Genomic DNA, 26,412 nt, shown 5'->3' on the forward strand with positions numbered 1-26,412 from the left:
CCCCGCCTTATGGGTCAATACCGGGTCAATCTTTGGCCTGGCTTCCCTGACCCGGTGTTCATCCACCCGCCACCGGCCTTCCGTCGAAGAGCCGCCCGGCAGGCGGAGCATCCCGGATCGTACGGCGCACCAGCGATCCGCCCGGAGGGTGAACGACCATGAGCAGCAGGGGAAGAGCAGCGATCCGAAGCCTGGGGGCGCTAACCGGCGCCGCGGCACTCACCGTCCTGGGCAGCAGTACGCCGGTCTGGGCGGCGGCGCCCGCCGGCCACCACAGCACCTCGTCGACGGCGACGCCGATCAAGCACGTGGTCGTGCTGTTCGACGAGAACATCTCCTTCGACCACTACTTCGCGACGTACCCGAAGGCCGCGAACACCGACGGCACCAAGTTCACGGCGTCGAAGAAGACCCCCAAGAACATCAACACCCTCGCGCACGCCGGGCTGTTGAAGAAGAACCCGAACCAGTACCTGCCCGAGCGGCTCACCCCGGCGCAGGCCCTGACCTGCGACCAGAACCACTCCTACGGGCCCGAGCAGTACGCGGCCGACGGTGGCAAGGCCGACCAGTACGTGCAGAACACCGAGGTCGACAAGTGCAGCGGCGGGCTCTTCGGCGAGCCCGGCCTGGTGATGGACTACTACGACGGCAACACCGTCACCGGCCTGTGGAACTACGCCCAGCAGTACGCCCTCAACGACACGTCGTACAGCTCGGTCTACGGCCCCTCCACGCCCGGCGCGCTCAACCTGGTCTCCGGCCAGACGCACGGCGTGATCTCCACGGACGCGGCCTCCGGCACCGAGCACCCGAAGCAGACGACGACGCCCGACTCGTACGCGGTGCAGTCGCCGAACGCCAAGGGTGTCGGCACGGTCATCAACGACCCGGACCCGGCCTACGACGACTGCTCCGACAAGGACCACACCGGCACCAGCGCGCTCGCGTCGATGCAGGGCAAGAACATCGGTGACCTGCTCAACTCCAAGAAGGTCAGCTGGGGTTGGTTCCAGGGCGGCTTCCGTCCGTCCACCGGCTGGGACGGCAAGCAGGGCGACTACGCCAAGTGCGACACCGCGCACGCCAACATCGGCGGCGCCTCCGCGCTGGACTACAGCCCGCACCACAACCCGTTCGAGTACTACAAGTCGACGTCGAATCCGCACCACTTGCCGCCGAAGAGCGTCGACGAGATCGGTCACAGCGGTCAGGCCAACCACAACTACGACCTGACCGACTTCTCCGCCGCCGTCAAGGCGGGCAAGCTCCCGTCGGTCAGCTTCCTGAAGGCCGGCGAGTACCAGGACGGCCACGCGGGCTACTCCGACCCGACCGACGAACAGCACTTCCTGGTCAACGAGATCAACGCCATCCAGAGCTCGCCGCAGTGGAGTTCGACCGCGATCGTCATCGCCTACGACGACTCCGACGGCTGGTACGACCACGCCACGATCACCCCGCGCAACGGCTCCAAAGACACCTCGGTCGGCTCCAACGGCAAGGCCACCGACAGCCCCGCCTGCCAGAAGGCGCCCAAGGCGTCCGGCGGTTACGCGGACCGCTGCGGCCCGGGCACCCGGCAGCCGCTGCTGATCGTCTCCCCGTACAGCAAGGTGAACAAGGTCGACCACACCCTCACCGACCAGGCGTCGATCATCCGCTTCGTCGAGGACAACTGGCACACCGGCCGCATCGGCGACCACTCCTTCGACGCCACGGCGGGCTCCCTGACCGGCATGTTCGACTTCCGGCACCCCAACGGCAAGCAGGTGCTGCTGAATTCGAACGGCTCGGTCAAGTCGATCCGGCCCATCCACCACGTCGCCCCGGTCTCCACGAGCATCACCCCGGGCCCGGCCTTCCAGAACACCGCGGTGTCCACGAACGCTTCGGGCTTCCCCGCCGTCCCGGTCGGCCTCGGCGTGGGCGGCCTGCTGGCGGCCGGCGCGACAGGCACGTACCTCACCCTGCGCCGCAGGCAGGGCACGACGGCCTGAGACCACCGGCACACGGATCAACTCCCGGGCCCCCGCGCCGACTTCGGAGCGGGGGCTTCAGCCGATCAGGCATACAGCCGCTCAGTCGACGACCGGTACCGAGGGCGCGTCCGGCGGCATGTTGAACGGTGTGACCACCTGGATCGCCGAGGGCAGTGACGGGCCGTCGTCGGGGAGTGCCTTGTGGGCGCGCATGATGATCTGGCAGGCGCGGCGCATGTCCTGGCGCAGGTCGTGGTGGAGGACCGCGGACAGCCGACGTTCGCGCAGCAGACGGGTGTTGTCGTGGTCGAGGTCGTGGGCGATGAAGACCGCGCACTCCCGGCCGAGCGCGTCGAAGGCGTCGAGGGTGGCGAGGTTGCCGCCGCCCGCGGAGTAGACCGCGATGATGTCGTCGTCCCGCTTGAGCGCCGCCAGGACGAGATCGTGCTGGGTGGCGTCCAGGCCGTCGCTGTCGGTCACCTCCACCAGGGCTCGCCTGGGATCGGCGAGCCGCATCGCGCTGCGGAAGCCCATCTCGCGCTCCTCCTCACCGCGGAAGGAGCCGCGGCTGATGGTGGTGAGCACGTTGCCGGGCCGCTTGCCGAGCCACTGGCCCAGGAGGTACGCGGCGGTGGCGCCGGCCGCGCGGTTGTCGATGCCGACGTACGCCAGGCGGGCGCTGTGGGGCAGGTCGGTCACCAGGGTGACGACGGGGATGCCGGCCGTGACCAGCCGGCCGACCGCGGCGGAGATCTCCGGCTCGTCGGGGGCCTTGAGGATCACGCCCTGGGTTCCGCGCTTCGCGATCTTGTCGAGGGTCGCGATGAGGTCCCCCGGCGCGCAGGTCTCGCGGAAGTGGAAGCGCGACCGCACGAGCGCGGGATGCAGGGAGGGCAACTCGGCCTCCAGGGCGTCCCGTACCGCGGTGGAGAACCGCTCCGGGGTCTGCATCACGATGTCCATCATGAAGCTGCGGCCCCCGAGCCGGACCTGGCTCTGCTGGCGGTCCAGGTCCTTGATGGCTTCCTGCACCTCCCTGATGGTGCTCTCCGTGACGTTGCCCCGCTGATTGAGGACGCGGTCGACCGTGGCCGTACTCAGTCCGGCCTGACGGGCGATTTCCCTGATCGGGTACGGGTGACGCATGAGTGATCCCCCAGACCGATGATGCATTCTTGATGTAGTCGTAGGCATTGAATGATGGGTTCAACCTCTCAAGACTGACAGAAAGGCACCGACGACGAAAGGATCCGGATGTCTCCCACAACCTCAGGGACGCGCACTTGGCTGACGGAGGCGGACTGCGATCTCGACGCGTTCCGCTCGCTCGTGGAGCAGGGCACCGACCCCGCCGACCATCCCTCGGCCGAGCGGATCGAGCGAGACGTCCCGCTCTACGACAGCGATCGGCTCCGCTCCCTGACGGCCTCGCCGGAGGGCCGCCGGGCCGTGCAGGGCGAATTGGTCCGGGCCCTGCTGGACGGACCCGGCATCGTGGTCCTCAAGGACGCCTTCCCGGACGCGGGTGTCGTGGACCGGACGTCGGAGGCCTTCCGGGCGCTGATCGAGGAGGAGCGCGCGAGCGGCCGGGCCCGCGGTGACCACTTCGCCGCGCCCGGCGCCAACGACCGGGTCTGGAACGCGCTGGACAAGGTGGCGCTGCGGGCACCCGAGGTGTTCGCCGACTACTACGCCAACGACGTACTGGAGCTGATCGCCGAGGCCTGGCTCGGCCCGGCCTACCAGGTCACCTCACAGGTCAACGTGGTCAACCCGGGCGGCAAGGCGCAGAACGTGCACCGGGACTACCACCTCGGCTTCCTCTCCCAGGAGCGCGCCGCGGCCTACCCGGCGCACGTCCACCGCCTCTCACCGGTGCTCACCCTCCAGGGCGCGGTGGCCCACTGCGACATGCCCGTGGAGTCCGGCCCGACGCTGTACCTGCCGCACTCGCAGAAGTTCGAGCCCGGCTATCTCGCCTGGCGACTCCCGCGTTTCGTCGACTACTTCGAGGACCACCACGTCCAACTCCCGCTGGAGAAGGGCGACGCCGTCCTCTTCAACCCGGCGCTCTTCCACGCGGCGGGCACCAACCGCTCGACGGACATCAGGCGCATGGCCAACCTGTTGCAGATCTCCTCGGCCTTCGGCCGCGCGATGGAGACCGTGGACCGCGAGTCGATGGCAGGCGCGCTCTTCCCGGTGCTGCTGCGCCGCAAGTCCGAGGGCGTCTCGGCCGACTGGCTGCGCCGGGTGGTCGCGGCGACCGCCGAGGGCTACCCGTTCCCCACCAACCTCGACCTCGATCCGCCGGTCGAGGGCCTCGCCCCGCCCGCCCAGGCGGACGTCCTGTGGCAGGCCGTGGCCGAGGACTGGGACCCCGAACGACTGCGCGCGGAGTTGCAGTCCGCGGCCAAGCGCCGACAGGGCTGAGGCGACCGGGAGCGAGCCGTACCTCGGCGGCGCATGCGTAGGTGCGGTGGGGACGACCGTGGTTTCGTCCCCACCGCGCCTGTGGCCTTACCTCACCAGCGCCGCAGCGGTCCGGAACGCCGCCGCGGCGGCCTCCCGCACCGGCAGCGCGCGGTGCGTTGCGGAAAGGATCTCCACTCCCCAGGGACCGCGGAAGCCGGCCGCACGGAGCGCGGCGACGACGCCGGGGAGGTCGAAGGAGCCCTCCCCGCACAGCCGACGGCGATGGACGGTGTCCTCGAAGAGCGTGCCCACGACGTCCGCGTCCGCGTCGTCGAGTTCCACGCCGACTATGCGCGATCCCGGTATCTCCGCCAGTTCGGCGGGCGGCGTGTGGGCGCGCTCGGTGTGCCAGGCGTCGATGATGAGCCCGCCCGCCGGGTGACCCGCCGCCTCGACGAGCCGGAGCCCGTCGTGCACGGTCCTCAGGTTGGACCAGGGCAGGGGCTCGACCCCGAGCCGGGCGCCCACCCCGTCGGCCTGCGCCGCCAGCACGGCGAACTCCTCGGCCCAGACGTCCAGGTCCCAGGGCTCGTCCGCCACGTCGGGGCCGATCTTGAAGGTGCGTGCGCCGAGCGCCTCGATGGCCCGCAGCATCCCGGTGCGGACGATGTCCGACGCGGCCCGCCGTGGCCCGTCGGCCCACCAGTCGGTGAGCAGCTCCAACTCGATGTGGTTGATCCCGTTGTCCGCGAAGAGCGACCGGACACCCGCGAGCCCGAACTCCCGCTCCGCCTCCACCAGGTCGACGTACAGCAGCCCGAACGCGGTGAATCCGGCATCCCGCGCCGCTTCCACGCGTTCCCGCAGGTTCAGCGGACTGCGCTGGTCCGCCCGGTCGGGAGCGGCGTCACCGGCGGTGGTCCAACACGTGGCCAGAAGTGCGTCAGAGGTCACTGCGCGACGCCGCGCAGCACCGCGCGCAGGTGCTCGGCGCTGGCCCACACGTCCTCGACCGGACCCTTGGCCGTGGGCTCCTCGGTCAGGATGGTGTCCTGTTCCAGGACGTACCAGCCGTCGTAGCCGCGTGCGCTGAGGTGGGTGACGATGGCCTCGACGTCCACGTCCCCGGCACCCAGCGGACGGTACATGCCCTGGCGCACGGCGTCGGTGTAGCTGAGCCGGCCGTCCTGGACCTTGGCGGCGAGGGAGGCGTCCACGTCCTTCATGTGGGTGTGGGCGATGCGCTCGGGCGCCTGCCGGGTGAGCTCGGCCGGGTCGGTGCCGCCGATGAGCAGGTGGCCGGTGTCGAGGCAGAGCGAGATCGCCGAGTGCTCCAGGACGCGCCGGACCTCGTCGCCGTTCTCGATCATCGTGCCGACGTGCGGGTGCAGGACTGCCCGTACGCCGCGCTCGGCTGCCAGCGCGGCGAGCCGGTCGAGGTTGGACAGCAACAGCTTCCAGCCGTCGGCGTCCAGCTCGGGGCGGGAGTCGTAGCCGTCCTGGCCGGTGACGGCCGACAGGACGAGCACCTCCGCCTTCGAGGCGTCGTAGCCCGCCAGGAGCTGCTCGGCCTCGGGCAGCGGGTCGTGCCCGGGCACGTGCAGCAGCAGCGGAGTGAAGCCGCCCACCGCGTGCAGGTCGTGATCGGCGAGGGTGCGGGCCATGGCGCCGGGCTCGGCGGGCAGGAAGCCCTCGGGGCCGAACTCGGTGGCGGACAGGCCGACCTCGCGCATTTCGTTCAGTACCCGCTCGGGCGTCAACTGGTAGCCCCAGCCCGGGACTTCGCACACACCCCAGGAGATGGGAGCGCCGGCGATCCGGTGGAGCGGTGAGGTGGTCATGCCGTGGCCTTTCGATGGGTCCGGTCGAGGCGTCGAACGCGGTGGCGGAAGGCCGGCTCGGGGTCGCACGCCAGGCCGTTCACCTGCCAGAAACGTTAGGTCGATCGCACGCCATTTCTGAAGGGCCGGAATCCATCATTAACCCGTCATTGAACACGTCTTTTTCCCGTCGCCGCCGTGGTCACCGGTACGGCGTCGTCGGGACCGTCCTCGAACCGTCGGAGCGCCCCTGGTCCGCGGCCCACGCGGAGAGAACCGTCATCGCCTCGTCCGAAGGTGACCCGGGATCGGCCAGGAACGTGAACAGCGTCTGGTCCGGATCGCCCGGGAAGGTCAACGCCTCGGTGTGGAGGGTGAGTCGGCCGACGATCGGGTGGCGCAGGACCTTCGTGTCGTGGCTGGGTTCGACCACCTTCTGCCCCGCCCACCAGCGCAGGAAGCGGTCGCTCTTGATGGACAGTTCGCCCACGAGTTCGGCGGTGCGGGTGTCGTCGGGATGGCGCGCGGCGTCCATCCGGAGCGTCCCGACGAAGATGGTGGCGACCTTCTCCCAGTCGTCCGCGAAGAGCGACCGCGCGGCCTCGTCGAGCATCACCCAGCGCACGGCGTTCCGCTCCCGGACGGGCATCGCGTCGAAGTCGGCGAGCAGTGCGCGGGCCATCCGGTTGCTCGCCAGGATGTCGGTGCGCCGTCCCAGCACGAAGGCCGGGGTGTCCCCGAGCCGGGCCAGCAGCGCGTGCACCCCGGGCCGTACCTTCTGCACGCTACGGGAGGTGCGGCGCCGCCCGCCGGCCGGTCGGCGGGCGACCGTGTGCAGGTAGCTGCGCTCGGCCGGGTCGAGTTGCAGGGCGTTGGCGAGGGCGTCGAGGACCGAGTCCGAGGGCGTGATGGGCCTGCCCTGCTCCAGACGCGTGTAGTAGTCCACGCTGACGCCCGCCAGCGCCGCCAGTTCCTCCCGACGCAGTCCGGGGACCCGGCGCGGGGTCGCGTCGTGAATGCCGAGCCGCTGCGGATCGATCGCCGCGCGCCGCGCGCGCAGGAAGTCGCCGAGGTCTTCGTTCCGCTCCATGCACCCATGGTCGCGCGAGCCGGCGGACCGTGCCGCAACGAAGGTGGCCCTCCGCGTCCCAGGAAGCGGAGGGCCGCTTCCAAGGCCTTCGCGGCCCTGCCCCGGCGGTTGGCTTGAGAAGAGAAACACCGCGGCGGATCACCGCCCCGGCGCCCCCTTCCACCTCACCCCGCCGTGTCTGTCGCACGGCTCACCACAGGGAGTCCCCGACATGCCTTCCACCTGGCTCATCACCGGCGCGACCTCGGGCTTCGGCCGTCTGGTCGCCGACCGCGCGCTCGCCGCCGACGCCCATGTGATCGCGGTCGGCCGCCGCAGCGACCGACTCGCCGACCTGGCCGACAGCGCTCCGCACGGGCGGGTCACCACGGTCCCGCTGGACATCACCGCGCCGGACGCGGAGGAGGTCCTGACCGACGTCGTACGTGCGGCGGGAGGCCGGCTGGACGTCCTGGTGAACAACGCGGGCTACGGGCTCTTCGGCGCCGTCGAGCAGATCGACGCCGCCGAGGCCCGCGCGATCTTCGACACCAACGTGCTGGCCAACCTCGCCGTCCTGCGGGCCACGCTCCCCGCCCTGCGGGCCGCCCATGGCCGGGTCGTACAGATCTCGTCCCTCATCGGCCAGTTCGCCTGGCCCTCCTCGGGCCTGTACTCGGCGTCCAAGGGCGCGGTCGAACTGATCGGCGAGGCCCTCGCCCACGAACTGGCCCCCACCGGCGTCAAGGTCACCATCGTCGAACCGGGCACCTTCGCCACCGAGTTCGCCACCAGCCTGCACGTCGTCGCCCCGGACGACGTCTACGCGCCGACCGTCGGCAAGTTCCTCACCGACTTCTCCGAACTGCCGCCCGAGGCCTTCGGCGACCCCGACACCGTGGCCGACGCGATCATCGCGGTCACGGCACTGGACGAGCCGCCCCTGCGCCTGGCCGTGGGCGCGGACGCGATCGAGAACATCCGGGCCTCGCTCCGCTCCCGCCTGGCCGAACTCGACCGCTGGGAGTCCTTCCCGCGCGTACCGGTCGGCCAGGGCACCTGACATCACGGCGCCCGTCCGGACATGACCGAGGGGCGGTGTCGGATTCCTCCGACACCGCCCCTGATCTGCGACTCCTTCGAGTCGGGACGACAGGATTTGAACCTGCGACCCCTTGACCCCCAGTCAAGTGCGCTACCAAGCTGCGCCACGTCCCGGTGCCCGTCTGACCTGGGGTTTCCCCCGGCCGAACACGCATGGAAACAATACCGCACTCGGGTCGGTGGTCGCGCACGCCTTTTGTCCTGCCCGACGTCCACGCTGTCCTGCCCGACGTCCGCGCCGTCCTGCCCGACGTCCGCGCCGCCCCGTCACCCCGGCTGCGGGCACTCCCGCTCGGGTGCCGCCCGCAGGCCCGACCCCGCCTTCGGCGCGTCCGCGCGGACCAGGTCGCGGATCGCCGGTACGGCGAGGAGGGCGACCGGGATGGCGAGACTGACGGCGCCCGCGACGAGGAGGACCTGGTCGGCGCCGAGTGCCGAGGCGGCGGGGCCGGCGAGGGCCTGGCCGACCGGCATCATCGCGAGGGAGCCGGCCACGTCGTACGCGTGGATGCGGTTGAGGACGTCGGACGGGACCTGCGTCTGCACACTGGTCGCCCACATCACGCCCCAGAACGACATCCCGGCCCCGGCGACGGCCGCGCCGACCGCCAAGGCGGGAACGCCGAGGCCGGCCCCGACGGCCGCCGGGAAGCCCGCGAAGAGGAACAGGGAGACCGCGCCGGCGCGCAGCATGCGCCTCGGTCTCAGCCGCAGGGCGAGCAGGCCGCCGACGACCGTGCCCGCGCCGAGGGCGGAGTTGACCAGGCCGTAGGCGCGCGGACCGTGCTGCTGCACCACCTCCGTCGCCACCAGCGGAACCGACGGCCCCCACACCGCGATCATGTACACGCACCAGATCGCGATCACGCCCCACAGCCACGTCCGCGACCTGAACTCCCGCCAACCCTCGACCAGATCGGCCCGGAAGGCGCTTCCGCGGTGTTCGGTCGGTTCGCTGTCGGGGGTGAGCGGCGGCAGCCGGAGCAGCAGCAGACACAGCGCGCTGACCGCGTACGTGGCGGCGTGGGCGGCGAAGACACCGCCGGGCGAGGCGAAGCCGACCAGCAGGCCCGCGGCGGCGGGGCCGCCGAGTTGGGCGGCGGACTCGGCGATACGGATCGCGCCGTTGGCGCCCTGGATGTCGGAGGCGAGCCGGGGCACCGTGCTCGCCACGCCGGGCTGGAAGACGGCTCCCGCGATGCCGTTGGCGAAGCCGATCGCGCAGATCTCCCACAGGACGACGTGGCCGGAGTAGAAGAGCACGGCCGCGAGTGTCTGGGTGCCGAGGCGCACCAGATCCGCGCCGATCATCAGCTTCCGGGTGTCGAACCGGTCGGCGATGACCCCGCCGAAGACGACGAGCCCGGCGAAGGCGGCGACCGTCGAGGCCATCGCCAGACCGACCGCGCCCACCCCGTACCCGTGCTGGAGCAGCCCCGCCGCGAGGGCGACGGGCAGCATGGTGTCACCGAGCCTGGCCATGGCCCGGGCGACGAAGAACAGCGCGAAGTCCCGCGACCACACGGGCCGTTGCCCCCGAGCCCCCGCGGACCGATCCGGCGGACCGGCCGCCCCCGGCGAACCCGTTCCCCCCGTCGGATCCGCCGCCGACCCCGGATGTGACGACATCCCTGCCATCCCCTCGCGTCTCCCGCCCCGCTCGTCACGAACAACCTCGGATCATGCCACGCGGCACCGACAACGCCCGAGGGGATTTCAGTCCGTGGCCGGCCGCCCCAACTCGGGGTAGGAGTCGAGCAGACGGGTCGGGGCCGCCTGGCGCCAGGAGTCGGCGAGGATGTCGTGCAGTTCGCCCTCGTCCTCCAGCGCGGACAACCGCACCCGCACCCACGCGAACTGCGCCTCGTGGTCGGCGATCCAGAACTTCTCCGGCTCGGCGAGGGCCAGTTCGTCGCGCTCCTCCTTGGGGCAGCGCACGGCGATGGAGGTCTCGTCCTCGGGCACTGTGGCGAACATCTTTCCCGCGACCCGGAACGTGGGCATGTTCCAGGCGATCTTCTCCGTCGTGTCCGGCAGAGCAAGGGCGACACGGCGTACGTCTTCGGCGTCCGGCATGCCTCGCACCGTAGCGCCTCCCACTGACAACCACCTGGTGAGAGCACCGCTCCGCGTAAGTCGCGGCTCCCAAGTCGCAGCGCTCAAGTCGCAGCGGTTACGCCCGCCCCCAACCGCTTGTAGTAGATCGACGTCGGCCGCAGCACCCCGCCGGGGTCCGCCGCGTAGTCCGGGATCGCGCCGATCCTGGTCCAACCCGCCCCTCCGTAGAGCCGTTCGGCGAGGCTGTCGGTCTCGGTGTCCAGGTGGAGAAGGGTGATGCCGGACGCGGCGGCAGCCTCCTCGGCGGTACTGAGGAGGGTGCGGCCGAGGCCCTGTCCGCGGGCGTCCCGGTGCACCATCAGCTTGACCAGTTCGGCCCGGTGACGGCTGTTGGGCTTGCCCGGGAAGGCGAGGCTCACGGTGCCGACGACCCGGTCCCCGTCCTGAGCGGCCCACACGGCGAGTTGCCCGGCGGCCACGCCCGCCGCCCGCTCCTCCCACCAGGCAAGCGCCTCCGCGCGACCGAGCGGCGCGAGGAACCCGACGGAGGCGCCACCGTCCACGGTGTCGACCAGCAACTCGGCCAACTCCCGCACCCTCGCGGACAGTTCACCACTACCAAGTCTCTGCACGATCACGGCATCACCACCGCCAGGACGTACCGCACGTCCACATCGCCCGCGCACCGGAACCGGGTCGGCCCCCACACCCGCAACCGCAGACAGTCCCCGGTCTCGAGGTGGTGCGTCACCTCATGCGCCGTCACGTCGAGCGCCCCTTCCAGCACCCAGATGTGCTGCTCCAGACCGGGCACGGGCGGCCGGTCGTACGCGAGGTCGGCGCCCACCGCCAGCCGTCCCTCGACGAGTTCGCCGCGCAGCCCGGCATGCGGCGGGGACACGGACCGGCGTACGAAACCGGAGGCCCTGTCCTGCCACACCGGTTGCTCGGCGGCCCGCAACAGCAGCGCGGGCTCGGACTCGACCTCACTGAGCAGCTGGGACATGGTCCGGCCGTAGACGTTGCAGAGGCGGTTGAGCAGAGAGGCGGTCGGGCTGATCTCCGCGCGCTCGGCCCGGGACAGCGTTGACTTGCTGACCCCGCTGCGCTCCGCCAACTCCCCCAGGGACCAACCGCGTTCGGCCCGCAGTTCGGCCAGTCGAGCACCGAGCCGGGCGTCGACGGCGTCCAGGGTCGCTTCATCGAGCTGTTTCATATCCGGGAAGGTATCCCGAATATGAAACAGGCAGGTTACGTACGGCTCACTCCCGAGCCGCTTCCCCGAGCGCGTCCAGCACCGGCCTGATCAGCGGATGCTCCTCCGCCCCCCGGCGCACGGCCGCGAAGACCCGACGCGTGGGCGCGACCCCGTCGACGGGCCGGACGACCACACCCGCGAGGTCCATGCCGATCAGCGCCGAGCGCGGTACGAGGGCGACGCCCGCGCCGGCCGAGGCCAGGGCGACGACCGCGCGGAAGTCGTCCGAGGAGTGTTCGAGCCGGGGCTGGAAGCCGGCGTTCTCGCAGGCGAGGACCACCACGTCGTGGCAGGGGTTGCCCGGGTAGGGGCCGATCCACGCGTCCTTGGCCAGCTCCGCGAGCGGCACCTCGGCGGCGTCGGCCAGGTGGTGCGAGACCGGCACGACGGCGTCGAAGGGCTCGGCGTACAGCGCCACGTGGGTCAGCCGGGGGTCGTCGGCGGCCGGCGCCCCGCGATACTCCACGGCGACCGCCACGTCGACCTGCCGGTCGAGGACCATCGGAAGGCTGGCGTCGCCCTCCGCGTCCTGGACCCGGATCCGGATGCCGGGCGCGGTCGAGGCGAGCCAGGCCAGGGCCGGCGCCACGACCAGGGCGATACCGGTCGCGAAGGAGGCGACGGTGACCGTCCCGGCCGCGCCCGAGCTGTACGCGGCGAGCTCGGCCTCGGCCCGCTCCAGCTGGGCGAGGACGGCGTTGGTGTGGCCGAGCAGGATCTCGCCGGCGGCGGTGAGACGTACACCCTTGGCCCCGCGCTCGACCAGGCGGTGGCCCGTCTCCTGCTCCAGCGCGGCGAGCTGTTGCGAGACGGCGGAGGGGGTGAGGTACAGCGCGGCGGCAGCCGCCGTCACCGTGCGATGGTCGGCCACCGCCCGGAGGATGTGGAGCCGCCGCGCTTCGATCATGGGATCGATTGTCTCAAACGCGCCGCTCGAACCTGGCACGCGCGGGGACCCGATCCCTCTCTCCCCAGCCCGGCCTCGACCCGGCTCAGCCTTGTTCGGCCTCCAGCCCCGCCTCAGCCCTGCTCGGCCCCAGTCGCGCCTCAGCCAAGCCTGCCCTCCAACCCCGCCTCAGCCCGGCTCGACCCCAGCCGAGCCTCAACCCAGCCCGCTACCCAACCCCGCCTCAGCCCCGCTCGCTCTCCAGTTCCGCCTCAGCCCTGCTCGGTCTCCAGCTCCGCCCGAGCCGCCACGAACGCCTCCACCGCGCGGTTCACGTCCTCCGTGGAGTGCGCCGCCGACAGCTGGACGCGGATCCGAGCCTGGCCCTGCGGCACCACCGGGTAGGAGAAGCCGATCACGTAGACGCCCCGCTCCAGGAGCAGCTCCGCGAGGCGGCCCGCCTTGGTCGCGTCGCCGATCATCACGGGGGCGATGGCGTGGTCGCCGGGGAGGATCTCGAAGCCCTCCTCGGTCATCCGGCGCCGGAACAGCGCGGTGTTCTCACGGAGCCGGACGCGCAGGTCGTCGGCCGACTCCAGCAGGTCGAGCACCTTGAGGGAGGCCGCCGCGATCACGGGGGCGAGGGTGTTGGAGAAGAGGTACGGGCGCGAGCGCTGACGCAGCAGGGCGACGATCTCGGCGCGGGCGGCGACGTAACCGCCGGAGGCGCCGCCGAGGGCCTTGCCCAGGGTGCCGGTGATGATGTCGACGCGGTCCATGACGCCGTGCAGCTCGGGGGTGCCACGGCCGCCGGGGCCGACGAAGCCGACGGCGTGCGAGTCGTCGACCATGACCATGGCGTCGTAGCGGTCGGCGAGGTCGCAGATCTCGCGCAGCGGGGCCACGTACCCGTCCATCGAGAACACGCCGTCGGTGACGATCAGCCGCCGTCGCGCGTCGGACGCGTCCTTCAACTGCCGTTCCAGGTCGGCCAGATCGCGGTTGGCGTAGCGGAAGCGGCGGGCCTTGGACAGGCGGATGCCGTCGATGATCGAGGCGTGGTTGAGGGCGTCGGAGATCACCGCGTCCTCGGGGCCGAGCAGCGTCTCGAAGACACCGCCGTTGGCGTCGAAGCAGGAGGAGTAGAGGATCGCGTCCTCCTGGCCGAGGAAGGCCGACAGACGGGCCTCCAGCTCCTTGTGCACCTCCTGCGTACCGCAGATGAAGCGCACGGACGCCATGCCGTAGCCCCAGCGGTCCAGCGCCTCATGGGCGGCGGCGACGACCTCGGGGTGGTCGGCGAGGCCGAGGTAGTTGTTGGCGCAGAAGTTCAGGACCTCGCCGGGGCGGCCGCCCGCGGTGACGTTCACGGTCGCGGACTGCGGGCTGCCGATCACGCGCTCGGGCTTGTGCAGACCGGCGGCGCGGATCTCGTCGAGGGTGGTGCGGAGGTCGTCGCGCACGGAGTCGAACATGGGGGAAGCTCCTGAGAATGCCGTAGCCGAAAGGGAGTTGCGCGCTCGGTGCGGAGTCACACGGTCCAGTCGAGGATGACCTTGCCGCCACGGCCGCTGGCCGCGTCGGCGAACGCCGCCTCGAAGTCGCGGTAGCCGTACCGGCCGGTGATCACGGGGGTGAGGTCGAGGCCACCCTCCAGGAGCACCGACATCGCGTACCAGGTCTCGTACATCTCACGACCGTAGATGCCCTTGATGGTGATCATCGAGGTGACGATCCGGGCCCAGTCGACCGGGAACTCCTCGGACGGCAGGCCGAGCATGGCGATGCGGCCGCCGTGCGTCATGTTCGCGATCATGTCGCGCATGGCCTCGGGGCGGCCGGACATCTCCAGGCCGATGTCGAAGCCCTCGCGCAGGCCCAACTCCCGCTGTCCGTCGGCGATCGACGCGTCGGAGACGTTCAGGGCGAGACTCGCGCCGATCTTGCGGGCCAGGTCGAGACGTTCCTCGCTGACGTCGGTGATCACCACGCTGCGCGCGCCGGCGTGCCGGGCGACGGCCGCCGCCATCAGGCCGATGGGTCCGGCGCCGGTGATCAGGACGTCCTCGCCGACCAGCGGGAAGGACAGCGCGGTGTGCACGGCGTTGCCGAACGGGTCGAAGATCGCGGCGACGTCGAGGTCCACGGGGACGCGGTGCACCCACACGTTGGACGCGGGCAGCACGACGTACTCCGCGAAGGCCCCGTCCCGGCCGACGCCGAGCCCGACCGTGGCCCGGCACAGGTGACGCCGTCCGGCCAGGCAGTTGCGGCACTTCCCGCACACCAGGTGGCCCTCGCCGCTGACCCGGGCGCCGAGGGCGATGTCGGTGACGCCCGGACCCGTCTCGACGACCTCGCCGACGAACTCGTGCCCGATCACGAGCGGGGTACGGATCGCCTGCTGCGCCCACCCGTCCCAGGACCGGATGTGCAGGTCGGTGCCGCAGATGCCGGTGCGCAGCACCTTGATCAGTACGTCACCGGGCCCGACGGTGGGCTCCGGGACGTCCACGAGCGCGAGCCCGGGCTCCGCCTTCTCCTTGACCAGCGCCTTCAACGCTACGGCTCCTGTGGGTGAGGTCCCGGGCGCGGGCATGCCGAACGAGCCCGTTCCGGGGGAGGGGTGGATTCTGCTGGCAAATCTGCCCCACCGGAGCGCCCGGGTCCATCGAGGTTTTCTTAAGCGGTGCCGCAGCTCTTCTTCACACCTGTCACCCGTCCAGCCGCGAGACCTGGTAGTGCGCGATGTACCAGCCCTCCCCCAGCCGCCGCACCAGCACGGCGAGCTTGACGTCGACCGGCGGCCGGTCGGTGAACGTGAACTCCGTGTCCAGATAGCCGAGTACGAGGTCGTCGGCGTACCGCCGCGTCTCCAGGATCCGGTAGGCGGCCTTCATCCCGAGGGGCTGCGAGGCGTAGTACTCGGCGACACCCGGTCGGCCGACGCCGTACGGGTGCAGTCCCTGGAAGATCGCGTCCTCGGTGAAGAGCCGGGCCACGTCCTCCGGTTGGTGGGCGTCGACGGCCGCCTGCCAGGCGTCGAGGACACCGCGCAGGATCAGTGCGTCGTCGTTCGTGCTGTTCATGTCCATTGACCTTTCTCAGTGACCGGTGGCCGGTGACCAGTGACCGGTGTCCTGCCGACCCGCGCCTCAGTGACCCGCGCTCATACCGCCGTCGACGTGCAGGATCTCGCCCGTGACGTACGGCGCGGCCTCCAGGTAGAGCACGGCGTCGACCACGTCGCTCACTTCACCCATCCGGCCGACCGGGTGCAGGGCGGCGAGGAAGTCGTGGGTCTCCGCGGAGTGCATGGGGGTCTTGATGGTGCCGGGCGAGACGGCGTTGACGCGGATGCCACGGGTGGCGTACTCGATGGCGAGGGACTTGGTGGCGGACTGCAGGCCGCCCTTGGTCAACGAGGCGAGCACGGACGGCACTCGGGCGTCCGCGTTGTCGACCAGGCTGGTGGTGACGTTGACGACGTGGCCGCCGCCCTGGGCGAGCAGGTGCGGGACGGCGAGCTGCGTGAGGTGGAAGAAGCCGGACAGGTTGATGCCGGCCACGGCCGCGTAGTCCTCGGGCGTGTAGTCCGTGAAGGGCTTGGCGACGAAGACGCCGGCGTTGTTCACGACGGTGTCGACCCGTCCGAACCGCTCGACGGCGGCGGCGATCACGCGCTCGGCGGTGGCCGGGTCGGCGATGTCGCCCCGGACGGTGAGGACGTCGGCGTCGTCGAGGGGCTCGATCGTGCGCGAGGTGGCGACGACCGCGTACCCGAGCTTGCGGTAGCCCTCGACGAGGGCGGCGCCGATGCCCTGCGAGGCACCGGTGATGATCGCGACCTTCTGATCCTGAGTGCTGGTGCTCATGGTGCTCTCCTCCGAAACAGTGGGACCGATCCACTAGACGACCGGTCGACTATTTAGAAGCTAGAGCGGTCCACCGGCATCCGGAAGGACCTGCTCAGGACCCCTTTCCTCCCGTCTGGAAGGCACAGGCTCCCAGCGTGGATCGGCGGGAGAGCGCGTGCGGTCAGCCGGTGGGCGTGCCCGGTCAGCCGGGCAGCGCGTACGGATCGTCTGCTGGCAGCCACGCGTCCGGGGCGTGGATGCCGAGGTCGCCGACGCCCTCGCACAGGGCCTCGACCACGGCGAGCACCCCTTCGCGCTGCTCGCTCTCGCGGCTGACGACCGACCAGGTCCAGTACACCCTCGGCCCGACGACCTCGCGTCGGACCAGGTTGGGCGGCAGCGGATCGGTCTGCCCCTTGGGCGAGTTGACGACCGGACGGCTGCACCGGCGGACGTGCTCGAAGAAGGCCGGGCCGGTGATCGCCCCGTCGGAGATGCGCACCGCGCGGGCCCCCGTGGCCCGTGTGAGCTCCTCGGCGTACACGTTCCAGGACGCCCAGGAGGTGACGTCGTCGTCGACGAGGACGTCGGTGTCCCGGGCGGACACGTCTGCCGTGTCGTTGCCGGTCGAGACGGCGTAGAGCCGGTCGGCGCCGATCAGTCGGGCCCGCAGTCCGAGCCGCTTCACGTCCTCGGTGCGGACCCAGCACACGGCGAGGTCCAGGCTGCCGTCGGCGACCCGGGCGGCCTGGGTGTGGGAGGGGGCGACCCAGGCGTCGATGTGCACCCGGGCCACCGAGGCGGTACGCCGGGTCAGGTCCGACGGGAGCCAGTTGACGTAGCCGAGCCGTACCGATTCGGAGTCGGAGAGGCGGCCGGCGCGGCGCTTGAGGTCCTCGGCCCGTTCCAGGAGGTCACGGGTGTGCGGGAGGAGGGCGGCGCCCGCCGGGGTGAGGGAGACGGACCGGCGGTCCCGGTCGAACAGCCGTACACCCAGGTCCCGTTCGAGCGCCTTGATCTGTTGGGAGAGCGAGGGCCCGGCGATCAACAGCCGCTCGGCGGCCCGGCCGAAGTTCAGCTCCTCGGCGACGGCGACGAAGTACCGCAACTGGCGCAGCTCCACGCCCGTCATGGTACGCGGCCACTGGGAGCCTGTGTCTACCAGCAGTGAGGAAGTCCGTCGTGGCGCCGGGCCGGTGCCGGGCCCAGGATGAACGTATGCCGGCCCCGCGGCTCAGGACCGCGGACACCGCCCGAACGGAGAGACGCCATGCGTGAGTTCCTGGTCGAGATCACCACGACCGTGCCGGAGGGCACCCCTCAGGAGGAGGTCGCCGCACGCCGTGCCGCCGAGGCGGTCCGGGCGAAGGAGCTGGCGGCGACCGGGCAGCTTGTGCGGCTGTGGCGTCCGGTGGGCGAGCGGCGCAGTGTGGGTGTGTGGCGGGCCGCCGACGAGGCGGAGCTGCGCGAGAAGGTGCTGGGCACGCTGCCGTTGCACGCGTGGATGACGTTCGTCGTCACCCCGCTCGAATCCCACCCCAACGACCCGGGCCGGGCCGACAGCACGCGATGACGGCACCGGCTCTCCCGCCCGCCGGCCTCCCCTCCCCCTGGCCCCACGTCCTGCGGACCGCCACCGCGCTGGCGGCCGCGATGGGCGTCGGCCGCTTCGTCTACACGCCGATCCTGCCCCTGATGCACGCCCAGGCGGGCCTCTCGGCAGGCGCCGGCGCGAACCTGGCGACCGCCAACTACGTGGGCTACCTCATCGGCGCGCTCGCGGGCACCCTGGCGCCCGCCCTGGTCCGGTCACGGGCCGTCCTGCGCGGCTCTCTGCTCCTGCTCACCGGCACGCTCGCCGCGATGCCGGTCACGCACGGCCCCGCCGTGTGGGGCGTGCTGCGGCTGCTGGCCGGGGTGGCGAGCGCGTTGGTCTTCGTGATCGCGGTGAACGCGCTGCTGAACCACCTGCGCGACCACCCCGCGCACCTGCCGGGCTGGGCGTTCGGCGGGGTGGGGACCGGCATCGCGCTGTCCGGCGTGCTGGTCCTGGTCCTGCGGTCGGTCGCCGACTGGCGGGCGGCCTGGTGGGCCTCGGCCGCGCTCGCGGCGCTGTTCGCCGCGGGTGCGTGGAATCTGCGACCGCCCGAGGCCGCCCCGCGCTCCTCGGCGCCGGCGACCCGCACGCACCGCTGGTTCGGCGCGCTGTTCGTGAGTTACGCCCTGGAGGGCGTCGGCTACATCGTGGCCGGCACCTTCCTGGTCGCCGCGATCGCGCAGGGCTCCCCCGGCTGGATCGGCAGCGGCGCCTGGGTGCTGGTGGGGCTGGCCGCCGTACCGTCCTCGGCGTTGTGGGCGCGGCTCGGGCGCCGCTGGTCACGGCCCGATCTGCTGCTGGCGGCGCTGGTGATCCAGGCGGTCGGCATCGCGCTGCCCGCGCTGGTGGGTGGGGTGGGGGCCGCGCTGGTCTCCGCGGTGCTGTTCGGCGCGACCTTCCTCGGTGTCAGCACCCTCGCGCTGGCCACCGGCGCCGAGCTGCGGTTCCCCCGCTCGGTCGCGCTGCTGACCGCCGGCTACTCGGTCGGCCAGATCCTGGGCCCGCTGGTCGTGTCCCCGCTGCTCGGGCACGGCTACCGGTCCGCCCTGCTGCTCGGCGCCCTGGTGGTGCTCGCCGCGGCGGGGGCCGCCGCCGTGCTGCGGATCGGGTTCCCGCACCACATGGTCGTAGTACGCCACACGATGCCCGATCGGCGGCGAGAATCGACGCGGGACGATCGATCCGAGGCAGCCGGCCCCGGTGTCGTCGCCCCGCACCCGCCCGACTGACCTGGAGTCACTCATGAACACCGCCCGGGACCTCGTCATCGTCGCCGTCGACACGGCACCCGACCATCCGCTGGAGCGGGGGGACCTGTCGCTCGCGCTCGCCGGGGCCGAGGTGCTCGACCTCCTCGACGCCGGTGCCGTCTCGGTCGACGGCGACCGTCTCGTGCCCGACACCGGGACGAGGACGGGCGACCGCCTGCTCGACGAGGCCGCCGAGCAGCTCGTACGGCAGGAACCGTACGAGTCGGTCGAGGACTGGCTGTGGCGCCGGGGACGCGGGCTGTCCGCGGCCTATGTGACCGAGCTGGAGAAGGAGGGGCTGACCGCGAAGCCGCGCGGACTGCGCAATCCGCTGCGCGCCGTGCCCACCGAGCTGGTCGACTCGCCCGACCGGCGCCGCGCCGAGGAGCGCTGGGCCGCGGGCGAGCCCGTCCTTGTCACCCTGGCGTCCGCCGCCGGCTTCGGTGACGAGCCGGCCGAGGACTCCGAGGACATCACCGAGGACGCGGTCACCGCGGTGCTCGCGGCCGTCGGCGACGCCGTGATGGAGCTGGAGGCGGTGCGGCAGCGGAAGCAGATCACGGACGCGGCCTACGACAACATCTGGCGCGGCATGTAGAGAACGTCAGCGGGATGCAGCAGGCGTCAGTGGGCGCCCAGCAGGGCCAGGCAGTTCTGCCACAGCGGGCTCAGTCGCTCCGTGCTGTTGTACAGCTTGGCGAACATGACCTGGCCCTCCAGCTGGGCCACCACGGCCCGGGCCGCCTGGTGCGGGTCGGTGACGGCCACCTCCCCGCGGTCGCGGGCCTCGGCGACGACGGCCTCGACCATGTCGACCTGGACGTCGAAGATCTCCTGGAGGCGCTCGCGGACGGGCTCGGTCTGGTTGCTCAGCTCAAGGGTCAGGTTCCCGAACAGACAGCCCGAGACGGTCCCGCAGCCCTGCTGCACGGCGCGCTGCCCGGCCTCGGTCTCCTCGAACAACTGCCGCAGCCGCGCCAGCGGTTCGCCGTCGCCGCCCAGTATCCGGGTCCAGTCCCGGCGCTGGCCCGCCCAGTGCTCGTCGACCACGGCGAGGGCGAGGGCCTCCTTGGACTCGAAGAAGTAGTAGAAGCTCCCCTTCGGCACCCCGGCGGCCTTGCAGATCTCGGCCACGCCGAGCGCCGAGTACCCGCGGCTCTCGATGAGCGTGCGCGCGGCCCCGAGGATCTTCTCCCTGGCATCACTGGTGCGTCCCACAGCTTCGAGTGTACGTAGGTACTAGACCGGTCGGCTAGTGGCCGGCCGCCGACGCTCACAGCGTGGGCAGCCCGTCCGCCTCCCGGCGTTCCAGCCGGGCGACCAGATCCGCCGCCGTCGCCTTGATGGTCTCCAGGCCCGGCTTCCCCCAGGGCCGCGGCTCGATGTCGACCACGCACACCGTGCCCAGCACCATCCCGGTGCTGTCGATGAGCGGTGCGCCCAGATAGGAGCGGATGCCGAACTCGTCGACGACCGGGTTGCCGGCGAACCGCGGGTAGTCGCACACGTCCTCCAGGACCAGCGCCTTGCGCCGGACCACCACATGGGGGCAGAAGCCGTGGTCGCGCTCCAGCCGGCGGCCGAGCTCCGGCTTCTCCTTGTCGCCCTCGGGCACGGGCGGACGGACGGCCGGCACGTGCAGGCCCGCGAAGAACTGCCGCTGTTCATCGATGAAGTTGACCATGGCGTACGGCGCGCCGATGTGCTCGGCGAGCCGGTCCGCGTAGGCGTCCAGAGCCGGATCCGGCTGCTCACCGAGACCGAGACGGCGCAGTCGCTCGGTCCTGGCGGGCGCCTCTTTGTCCTCGGGAGTGAGCAGCAGACGACCGGCCGGGCGCACCGGGTCGTACCTCATGGGCGGGCTCCGTCGCGGTGGACGTGGTTCATGCAGGGGCTCCGTGGCGGGCATGGCGGTATCACCTGTGGACACCGTGGATCGGCGCGTGCGTGGGTGCGTGGGCGATGAGATGGCGTACGAGGGTCAGCAGGGTCTGGACGCCGGAACTGGAGATCCGCGCGTCGCAGCGCACGATCGGGACCTCCGGCGAGAGGTCGATGGCGGCCCGGACCTCCTCGGGGTCGTAGCGGTAGGCGCCGTCGAACTCGTTGATCGCGACGATGAAGCCGAGGCCGCGCTGTTCGAAGAAGTCGACCGCCGCGAAGCACTCCTCCAGGCGGCGGGTGTCGGCGAGGATGACCGCGCCGAGCGCACCCTCGGAGAGTTCGTCCCACATGAACCAGAACCGCTCCTGTCCGGGGGTGCCGAACAGATACAGGACGTGTTCGGGGTCGAGGGTGATGCGGCCGAAGTCCATGGCCACGGTGGTCTCGATCTTGTTCTCGATCCCGTCGAGGCTGTCGGTCGCGGCGCTGACGGTGGTGAGCAACTCCTCCGTGCTGAGCGGCGCGATCTCGCTCACCGCGCCGACGAAGGTCGTCTTGCCCACCCCGAACCCGCCCGCGACGAGGATCTTCAGTGCGGTGGGGAACGGGTCAGAGCTGTCGTCGTAGTCCATCGAGCACTGCCTCCAGTAGGGCCCGGTCAGTGGGAAATTCGTGGAACACGGGGGGCTTGGTGGTCAGCGCCCCGCAGTCGACGAGGTCCGACAGCAGCACCTTGGTGACCACCGCCGGCAGCTTCAGATGGGCGGCCACCTCGGCCACCGGGACGGGCGCGCGGCACAGGTCGAGCGCCTGCGCGTGCTCGGGGCCGAGATAGCCGAGGGGGGTGGCTCCGGTGGCCATCACCTGCGACAGCAGGTCGAGGGCGATGGTGGGCCGGGTGCGGCCGTTGCTGACGGTGAAGGGGCGCACCAGCCGACCGGCCGCGTCGTCGAGCCAGGGCCCGTCGCCGGCCGCCGCCACGCTCAAGGCCTCATCGCCGGGGGTTCGACCGCGTGCTGCCTCGGCGCGGTCATCAGGTAGGGGCGCACGCTCTTGACGAGCATCGCCATCTCGTAGCCGAGCACCGCCGCGTCGGCCTCGCGTCCCGCGAGGACGGCGAGACAGGTGCCGGATCCGGCCGTGGTCACGAACAGCAGGGTCGAGTCGAGTTCGACGACGACCTGGCGGACGTCCCCGCCGTCGCCGAACCGGACTCCGGCGCTGCGGCCGAGGGAGTACAGCCCCGAGGCCAGTGCGGCCATGTGGTCGGCGCTGTCCGCGTCGAGGCCGTGAACCGACTTCACGAGCCCGTCGCAGGACAGGAGTACCGCACTGGTCGTGTGCGGTACGCGCTGCACGAGACCGCTCATCAGCCAGTCGAGATCGGATGCATGGCCGGTGGGCGCATCGCTCGCCATGGTGGATCGACTCCTTGGGGTACGAAGGTCTGCGGGAGCGCTGGGTGTGGGGGTGGATCGGGGGGTGGTCATCCGGCCGGCGCGCTCCCGTCGTGCCGGATGGTCGGGTGCTCGGCACCCCGCGCGGACGCGGGGCGCGCCTGGGCTATGTGGGCCGGGTCCATGGGGGTCACGTCCAGGGGCGCGAGATCCACGGGTGCCAGGTCCATGGGCGGCAGCGCCATCGGTGACACGTCCATGGGCGGTACGTCCATGGAGAGCGGACCGGACGTGTGCGATGCCTCGCTGAAGGCCGGCTCCATGAAGTCCTCGGACGCCCTGCGCTCCGGCCCCATGTGCTCGACCTCCGACTGCTCGGCCTCCAGGGTCTGTTGGGCCTCCGCCAGGCCGATGCCGCGCTGGAAGGCGGCCATCAGCCCCGGGTCGTGGCCGGCCACGTGCTCGGAGTCCAGACGTGGCGCGGGGCCGTCGCGCAGCTGGGGCACGATGTGCTCCTGCGCCCGGCGCCTGGGCAGTTGGGGCTTGCCCATGGTGCCGCGCACGGGTCCGGTGCGGGGCGTGGGCGGTGCGGCCACCCGGTCCGCGACGAGCCGCCGGTCGTCGGGCGCGATGCCGGGCACGGCCTCCGCCGGGGTGGGCCGCTCCTCATGGGCGCCGCGCACGGGGAGCGGGGGCGGTCCGCCGCCGTCGGCCGAGTGCCCGTTGGCGGTACGGCCGTCGAGGGCGCCGCCGTGGGAGAGGCCGGTGCCGGACAGGTGCGCGCCGGGCAGGCTGCCGTTCGCCGGCGGAGCCGTCGGCCGGGTGCCCTCCCGGTGCCGGGGCCGACGCGGTGCGGAGGGCGGGGGTTCGGCGTGCCGTCCGGCGGTCGCGGGACCGCCCGCCGTGGGGCCGGACGGCGCCTGCGGGTGGGCGTGTTGCTGAGGCGGTTGTTGCGGCAGGGCTGGTCCGGGCGCGCCCTGGGGCAGTGGTGCGGAGACTCCGGGCGCACCGGGCGTACCGCCCAACAGGCCTTGCGGCACGACGAGTACGGCCTGCACTCCGCCGTAGATGTTGGTCTGCAACCGGACGTGGATGCCGTGGCGCTTGGCGAGTTGGGAGACCACGAACAGGCCGATCCGGCCGTCCGACAGCAGGCTCGCGACGTTGACCTGGTCGGGGTCGGCGAGCAGGGCGTTCATCTTCTTCTGCTCGCCGACGGGCATGCCGAGCCCGCGGTCCTCGACCTCGACGGCGAGTCCGGAGGTCACGAGGTTGGCGCGCAGCAGGATCTGGGTGTGCGGGGCGGAGAACACGGTGGCGTTCTCGACGAGTTCGGCCAGCAGGTGGATGACGTCGGCGACGGCGTGGCCGCGCAGGGTGCCGTCGATGGGCGGCACGAGCTTGACCCGGGAGTACTGCTCGACCTCGGCGATGGCGGAGCGCAGCACCTCGGTCATGGAGACGGGGTGGCTCCACTGGCGGCGGGAGTTGGCGCCGCCGAGCACGGCGAGGTTCTCGGCGTGGCGGCGGATGCGGGTGGCGAGGTGGTCGACGTGGAAGAGGCCCTTGAGCAGGTCGGGGTCCTCGATCTCGTTCTCCAGCTCGTCCAGGATCGAGATCTCCCGGTGCACCAGCGACTGCAGGCGCCGGGCGAGGTTGACGAAGACCTCCAGCTTCTGTTCGCTGCCCGCCTGGCTGGAGAGCTGGGCGGCCTGGACGACGGCGCTGACGGCGCCCTCGTGCGCGCGGGACAGGTCGGCGGCGAGCAGTTCGAAGTCGTCGGCGTCGTCGGCGGGACCGCTGCGCGGCCTGCGCTGGGGCAGGGCCTCGCCCCGGCGCAACGCCTCGACCAGGGCGCGCAGTTCGGCCTCGCCGCGGGCGCTGCTGCGGCGCAGGGCGCCGATGCGGTCGTTCACGGCCCTGGCGGCCCGGTCGGCGGCCACGGCCGCGATCAGGATGCCGGCGAGGGCGACCGCGGTGGCTCCGGCGAGGACGCCCCACAGCGTGATTCCGGTCTGGGCGCCGGTGGAGCGGACGGTGAACAGGACGGCCGCGCACGCGCTGAGGGCGACCGCGAGGGGTGGGAGCACGGCGAGCCGCAGCAGCTGCGGCCGTATGTGCGTCTCGGCCGGTGCGGGAGCGGTGTGGGAGACCGGCCGCCCGTGCCGTCCGCCCTCGCGGCGGTCTGCGCGTGCGGCCGGTGCGCGGAGGTGAGACATCGGTGTCCTCGTACTGATCCGTCGGGTGCCAGGGGCGCGGGCTGCGCGGCTCGGGCATGCGCCGTCGCGCAACGGACACCGACAGTAGTCGGGGACGCTTCATGTGCGGTGGGCAGTTGACAAAGTCCCACGGCGAGGGTCCCGCTCTGGTATGAGGCGTCGCACGGTAGACCGATAAACCAGGAGGGTGCGTGCACAAAAGCGGCGAAGGATCGATCAGAGCTGTTCAGAAGCGGTCATGCGGTACCCGGCGAGAATCCGGGGCGACCGTCGTCCCCCTCTCGCCGGGTACCGCTTTCTGTTCACTCATGGACTCCGGGGAGCCGTTTCGGGCTCTCCGACACCGCTGCCGGTCAACCCCCGAACATTACTGAGCGTGTTCGTCGACTAGGCGCGGCGGACCCGCCCGGCCACCGCGTGACCGATGAACAGGTAGACGAGGGCGGGCAGTCCGTAGTTGACCACCGTGCGCCAGTTGTCCGAGTCGATGGAGAAGAGGTCGTGCGACCAGCCCGACAGCCAGTCCGCCGCGTCGTGGATCCAAGAGACCACGTCGTTGGCCTTGTTGGCGTCGAACAGGTAGAAGGCGATCCACAGGATCAGAATCAGTGCCGCGATATCCGCGATGACGGCGATGACCGTCCCCGCGGGGCTTCCGCCGTAGCGTCTGGACATGTACACCGACTGGCCCCGTCAAGGGAGTTGAAACCTCGCCGGCCCGCTGTGGCCGCGGATTCACAGGCGACGGTACCGGGCCGAGGCGAACGAGAAGACTCCGAACAGGATCAGGCCGATCGCGACGGCGACCAGGAGCCACGGCCCCGCCGGCGTCTGGGCGAAGCTGCGGAGCGTGGCGTCCACGCCCTTGGCCTCGTCCGGGTCGAACTGGATGGCCGCCACCAGAATGAAGATCCCGGCCGCGGCGAACACCGTGCCACGTGCCACGCCGCCGCCCACACCCAGCGCGGTGACGACCTGCTTGGTACGCGGGCTCATGCTGCCGGTGTCCAGCCGGCGCAGGAACTTCCGCATGGCCGCCCTGGCGGCCAGCACCACACCGACCCCGATCAGTACACAGCCCGCGGCACCCACCAGCACCTGGCCGAACGGCAGCTTGAGCGCGGACGAGGTCCAGTCCTTCGACTGCTCGTTGCTGCTGGAGCCCTGTCCGCCACCGGCGGCGTACACGGCCGTTCCCCAGCAGACGAAGGCGTAGAAGACCGCCCGGCCGGCGTCCAGCGCACGCGAAGCGGCCTTGTGGTCGGGCCCCCTGCTGAGCACCGCGCGGGAGGCGCGCCACAGCGCCATGGCGCCGAAGCCGACGACCAGCGCCCACAGCATCACTTCGCCGAAGGGCTTGGTCGCTATCTCGTGCAGCGCGCCCTGCCGGTCCGCCTGGCCACCGCCGCTGCCGACGGCGATCCGGATGGACAGCGCCCCGATCAGTACGTAGACGACTCCGCGCGCGGAGAAACCCGCCCGGCCCGCCGCGGTCAGCGTCTCGTTCTTGGTCGAACGGGCCGCGGACTTCGCGGCCCGGCCGCGCCCTTGCGTGTGCGACGACGTCACGATTGCCCTCCCCATTCCGTGGCCGCACGGTCGCGCCCACCGCCGTC

General features: G+C 71.6%; 28 protein-coding genes and 1 tRNA gene. 6 read left to right on the forward strand and 23 right to left on the reverse strand.

Annotation, left to right across the window (positions count from 1 at the left end; genetic code table 11):
* Positions 1-158: 158 nt before the first annotated feature.
* Positions 159-2,000 (forward strand): phospholipase C, encoded by a 1,842-nt coding sequence (locus ACIP6U_RS03150; RefSeq protein WP_401712080.1) that lies wholly within the window; start codon positions 159-161, stop codon positions 1,998-2,000.
* Positions 2,001-2,081: 81 nt separating this feature from the next.
* Here the strand turns inward: ACIP6U_RS03150 and ACIP6U_RS03155 are convergent, their stop codons facing one another.
* Positions 2,082-3,128, reverse strand: a complete 1,047-nt coding sequence (locus ACIP6U_RS03155) for a LacI family DNA-binding transcriptional regulator (protein WP_401712083.1) — start codon at positions 3,126-3,128, stop codon at positions 2,082-2,084.
* Between the two features lie 108 nt (positions 3,129-3,236).
* Here ACIP6U_RS03155 and ACIP6U_RS03160 point away from each other — a divergent pair, with 108 nt between their 5' ends.
* Positions 3,237-4,415 carry a phytanoyl-CoA dioxygenase family protein gene (locus ACIP6U_RS03160; RefSeq protein WP_401712086.1) on the forward strand — a complete coding sequence of 393 codons (1,179 nt, stop codon included), beginning with the start codon at positions 3,237-3,239 and terminating at the stop codon, positions 4,413-4,415.
* A gap of 87 nt (positions 4,416-4,502) precedes the next feature.
* Here ACIP6U_RS03160 and ACIP6U_RS03165 read toward each other — a convergent pair whose 3' ends face one another.
* From ACIP6U_RS03165 to ACIP6U_RS03175, 3 genes are all read right to left on the reverse strand, one after another.
* The gene (locus tag ACIP6U_RS03165) at positions 4,503-5,351 is read right to left on the reverse strand and encodes a sugar phosphate isomerase/epimerase family protein (protein ID WP_401712089.1); all 849 of its coding nucleotides are present in this window, start codon (positions 5,349-5,351) and stop codon (positions 4,503-4,505) included.
* On the reverse strand, positions 5,348-6,238 hold the full coding sequence (locus ACIP6U_RS03170; RefSeq protein ID WP_401712092.1) for a sugar phosphate isomerase/epimerase family protein: 891 nt from the start codon (positions 6,236-6,238) through the stop codon (positions 5,348-5,350). The genes ACIP6U_RS03165 and ACIP6U_RS03170 overlap by 4 nt, the downstream gene beginning before the upstream one ends.
* A gap of 181 nt (positions 6,239-6,419) precedes the next feature.
* Positions 6,420-7,307 carry a helix-turn-helix transcriptional regulator gene (locus tag ACIP6U_RS03175; protein ID WP_401712095.1) on the reverse strand — a complete coding sequence of 296 codons (888 nt, stop codon included), beginning with the start codon at positions 7,305-7,307 and terminating at the stop codon, positions 6,420-6,422.
* 211 nt (positions 7,308-7,518) lie between these two features.
* Between ACIP6U_RS03175 and ACIP6U_RS03180 the strand changes: the two genes are divergently transcribed.
* Positions 7,519-8,349 (forward strand): SDR family oxidoreductase, encoded by an 831-nt coding sequence (locus tag ACIP6U_RS03180; protein ID WP_401712098.1) that lies wholly within the window; start codon positions 7,519-7,521, stop codon positions 8,347-8,349.
* 81 nt (positions 8,350-8,430) lie between these two features.
* Here the strand turns inward: ACIP6U_RS03180 and ACIP6U_RS03185 are convergent.
* The 11 genes from ACIP6U_RS03185 to ACIP6U_RS03235 form a co-directional block, all read right to left on the reverse strand.
* Positions 8,431-8,504: transfer RNA gene (locus tag ACIP6U_RS03185), tRNA-Pro, on the reverse strand.
* A 153-nt stretch (positions 8,505-8,657) separates the two neighbouring features.
* Positions 8,658-10,028: an MFS transporter gene (locus ACIP6U_RS03190; protein ID WP_401712101.1), complete on the reverse strand. Its 1,371-nt coding sequence runs from the start codon at positions 10,026-10,028 to the stop codon at positions 8,658-8,660.
* 78 nt (positions 10,029-10,106) lie between these two features.
* Positions 10,107-10,466 (reverse strand): MmcQ/YjbR family DNA-binding protein, encoded by a 360-nt coding sequence (locus ACIP6U_RS03195; protein ID WP_401712104.1) that lies wholly within the window; start codon positions 10,464-10,466, stop codon positions 10,107-10,109.
* 83 nt (positions 10,467-10,549) lie between these two features.
* Positions 10,550-11,086: a GNAT family N-acetyltransferase gene (locus tag ACIP6U_RS03200; RefSeq protein WP_401712107.1), complete on the reverse strand. Its 537-nt coding sequence runs from the start codon at positions 11,084-11,086 to the stop codon at positions 10,550-10,552.
* Positions 11,083-11,664 (reverse strand): helix-turn-helix domain-containing protein, encoded by a 582-nt coding sequence (locus ACIP6U_RS03205; RefSeq protein ID WP_401712110.1) that lies wholly within the window; start codon positions 11,662-11,664, stop codon positions 11,083-11,085. The genes ACIP6U_RS03200 and ACIP6U_RS03205 overlap by 4 nt, the downstream gene beginning before the upstream one ends.
* Positions 11,665-11,710: 46 nt before the next feature.
* Positions 11,711-12,613, reverse strand: coding sequence for a LysR family transcriptional regulator (locus tag ACIP6U_RS03210; RefSeq protein WP_401712113.1), 903 nt, complete (start codon positions 12,611-12,613; stop codon positions 11,711-11,713).
* Between the two features lie 251 nt (positions 12,614-12,864).
* Positions 12,865-14,067 (reverse strand): glycine C-acetyltransferase, encoded by a 1,203-nt coding sequence (locus tag ACIP6U_RS03215; RefSeq protein ID WP_401712115.1) that lies wholly within the window; start codon positions 14,065-14,067, stop codon positions 12,865-12,867.
* A 56-nt stretch (positions 14,068-14,123) separates the two neighbouring features.
* A complete protein-coding gene (tdh, locus tag ACIP6U_RS03220; RefSeq protein ID WP_401712118.1) occupies positions 14,124-15,152 on the reverse strand; it encodes an L-threonine 3-dehydrogenase in 1,029 nt (342 codons plus the stop codon).
* Positions 15,153-15,306: 154 nt separating this feature from the next.
* Positions 15,307-15,681 carry a YybH family protein gene (locus ACIP6U_RS03225; protein WP_401712121.1) on the reverse strand — a complete coding sequence of 125 codons (375 nt, stop codon included), beginning with the start codon at positions 15,679-15,681 and terminating at the stop codon, positions 15,307-15,309.
* 66 nt (positions 15,682-15,747) lie between these two features.
* Positions 15,748-16,467 (reverse strand): SDR family NAD(P)-dependent oxidoreductase, encoded by a 720-nt coding sequence (locus ACIP6U_RS03230; protein WP_401712124.1) that lies wholly within the window; start codon positions 16,465-16,467, stop codon positions 15,748-15,750.
* 184 nt (positions 16,468-16,651) lie between these two features.
* Positions 16,652-17,581 (reverse strand): LysR family transcriptional regulator, encoded by a 930-nt coding sequence (locus tag ACIP6U_RS03235; RefSeq protein WP_401712127.1) that lies wholly within the window; start codon positions 17,579-17,581, stop codon positions 16,652-16,654.
* 138 nt (positions 17,582-17,719) lie between these two features.
* Here ACIP6U_RS03235 and ACIP6U_RS03240 point away from each other — a divergent pair, with 138 nt between their 5' ends.
* Genes ACIP6U_RS03240 through ACIP6U_RS03250 form a run of 3 tightly spaced genes read left to right on the forward strand, consistent with a single transcriptional unit; the run spans position 17,720 to position 19,894 of the window.
* Entirely contained in the window at positions 17,720-18,022 is a 303-nt protein-coding gene (locus ACIP6U_RS03240; protein WP_401712130.1) for a muconolactone Delta-isomerase family protein, read from the forward strand.
* Positions 18,019-19,275, forward strand: a complete 1,257-nt coding sequence (locus ACIP6U_RS03245) for a YbfB/YjiJ family MFS transporter (RefSeq protein WP_401712133.1) — start codon at positions 18,019-18,021, stop codon at positions 19,273-19,275. The genes ACIP6U_RS03240 and ACIP6U_RS03245 overlap by 4 nt, the downstream gene beginning before the upstream one ends.
* 13 nt (positions 19,276-19,288) lie before the next feature.
* Complete coding sequence (locus tag ACIP6U_RS03250; RefSeq protein WP_401712136.1) at positions 19,289-19,894, forward strand: GPP34 family phosphoprotein; 606 nt, start codon at positions 19,289-19,291, stop codon at positions 19,892-19,894.
* 26 nt (positions 19,895-19,920) lie between these two features.
* Here the strand turns inward: ACIP6U_RS03250 and ACIP6U_RS03255 are convergent, their stop codons facing one another.
* The 8 genes from ACIP6U_RS03255 to ACIP6U_RS03290 all read right to left on the reverse strand — a co-directional run bounded on the left by ACIP6U_RS03255 (position 19,921) and on the right by ACIP6U_RS03290 (position 26,365).
* Positions 19,921-20,514 carry a TetR/AcrR family transcriptional regulator gene (locus ACIP6U_RS03255; RefSeq protein ID WP_401712139.1) on the reverse strand — a complete coding sequence of 198 codons (594 nt, stop codon included), beginning with the start codon at positions 20,512-20,514 and terminating at the stop codon, positions 19,921-19,923.
* 55 nt (positions 20,515-20,569) lie between these two features.
* Positions 20,570-21,151 carry a GAF domain-containing protein gene (locus ACIP6U_RS03260; RefSeq protein WP_401712142.1) on the reverse strand — a complete coding sequence of 194 codons (582 nt, stop codon included), beginning with the start codon at positions 21,149-21,151 and terminating at the stop codon, positions 20,570-20,572.
* Between the two features lie 61 nt (positions 21,152-21,212).
* Positions 21,213-21,812 (reverse strand): GTP-binding protein, encoded by a 600-nt coding sequence (locus tag ACIP6U_RS03265; protein WP_401712145.1) that lies wholly within the window; start codon positions 21,810-21,812, stop codon positions 21,213-21,215.
* On the reverse strand, positions 21,790-22,161 hold the full coding sequence (locus ACIP6U_RS03270) for a DUF742 domain-containing protein (RefSeq protein ID WP_124002318.1): 372 nt from the start codon (positions 22,159-22,161) through the stop codon (positions 21,790-21,792). The genes ACIP6U_RS03265 and ACIP6U_RS03270 overlap by 23 nt, the downstream gene beginning before the upstream one ends.
* Positions 22,162-22,163: 2 nt before the next feature.
* Positions 22,164-22,598, reverse strand: a complete 435-nt coding sequence (locus ACIP6U_RS03275) for a roadblock/LC7 domain-containing protein (protein ID WP_401712148.1) — start codon at positions 22,596-22,598, stop codon at positions 22,164-22,166.
* Positions 22,599-22,666: 68 nt separating this feature from the next.
* A complete protein-coding gene (locus tag ACIP6U_RS03280) occupies positions 22,667-24,796 on the reverse strand; it encodes an ATP-binding protein (protein ID WP_401712151.1) in 2,130 nt (709 codons plus the stop codon).
* 387 nt (positions 24,797-25,183) lie between these two features.
* The gene (locus ACIP6U_RS03285) at positions 25,184-25,471 is read right to left on the reverse strand and encodes a hypothetical protein (protein WP_401712154.1); all 288 of its coding nucleotides are present in this window, start codon (positions 25,469-25,471) and stop codon (positions 25,184-25,186) included.
* A gap of 60 nt (positions 25,472-25,531) precedes the next feature.
* On the reverse strand, positions 25,532-26,365 hold the full coding sequence (locus tag ACIP6U_RS03290) for a DUF1206 domain-containing protein (RefSeq protein WP_401712157.1): 834 nt from the start codon (positions 26,363-26,365) through the stop codon (positions 25,532-25,534).
* Between the last annotated feature and the right edge of the window lie 47 nt (positions 26,366-26,412).

Origin of the sequence: Streptomyces sp. NPDC088794 (assembly GCF_044750545.1) — a bacterium.
GTDB lineage: Bacteria > Actinomycetota > Actinomycetes > Streptomycetales > Streptomycetaceae > Streptomyces.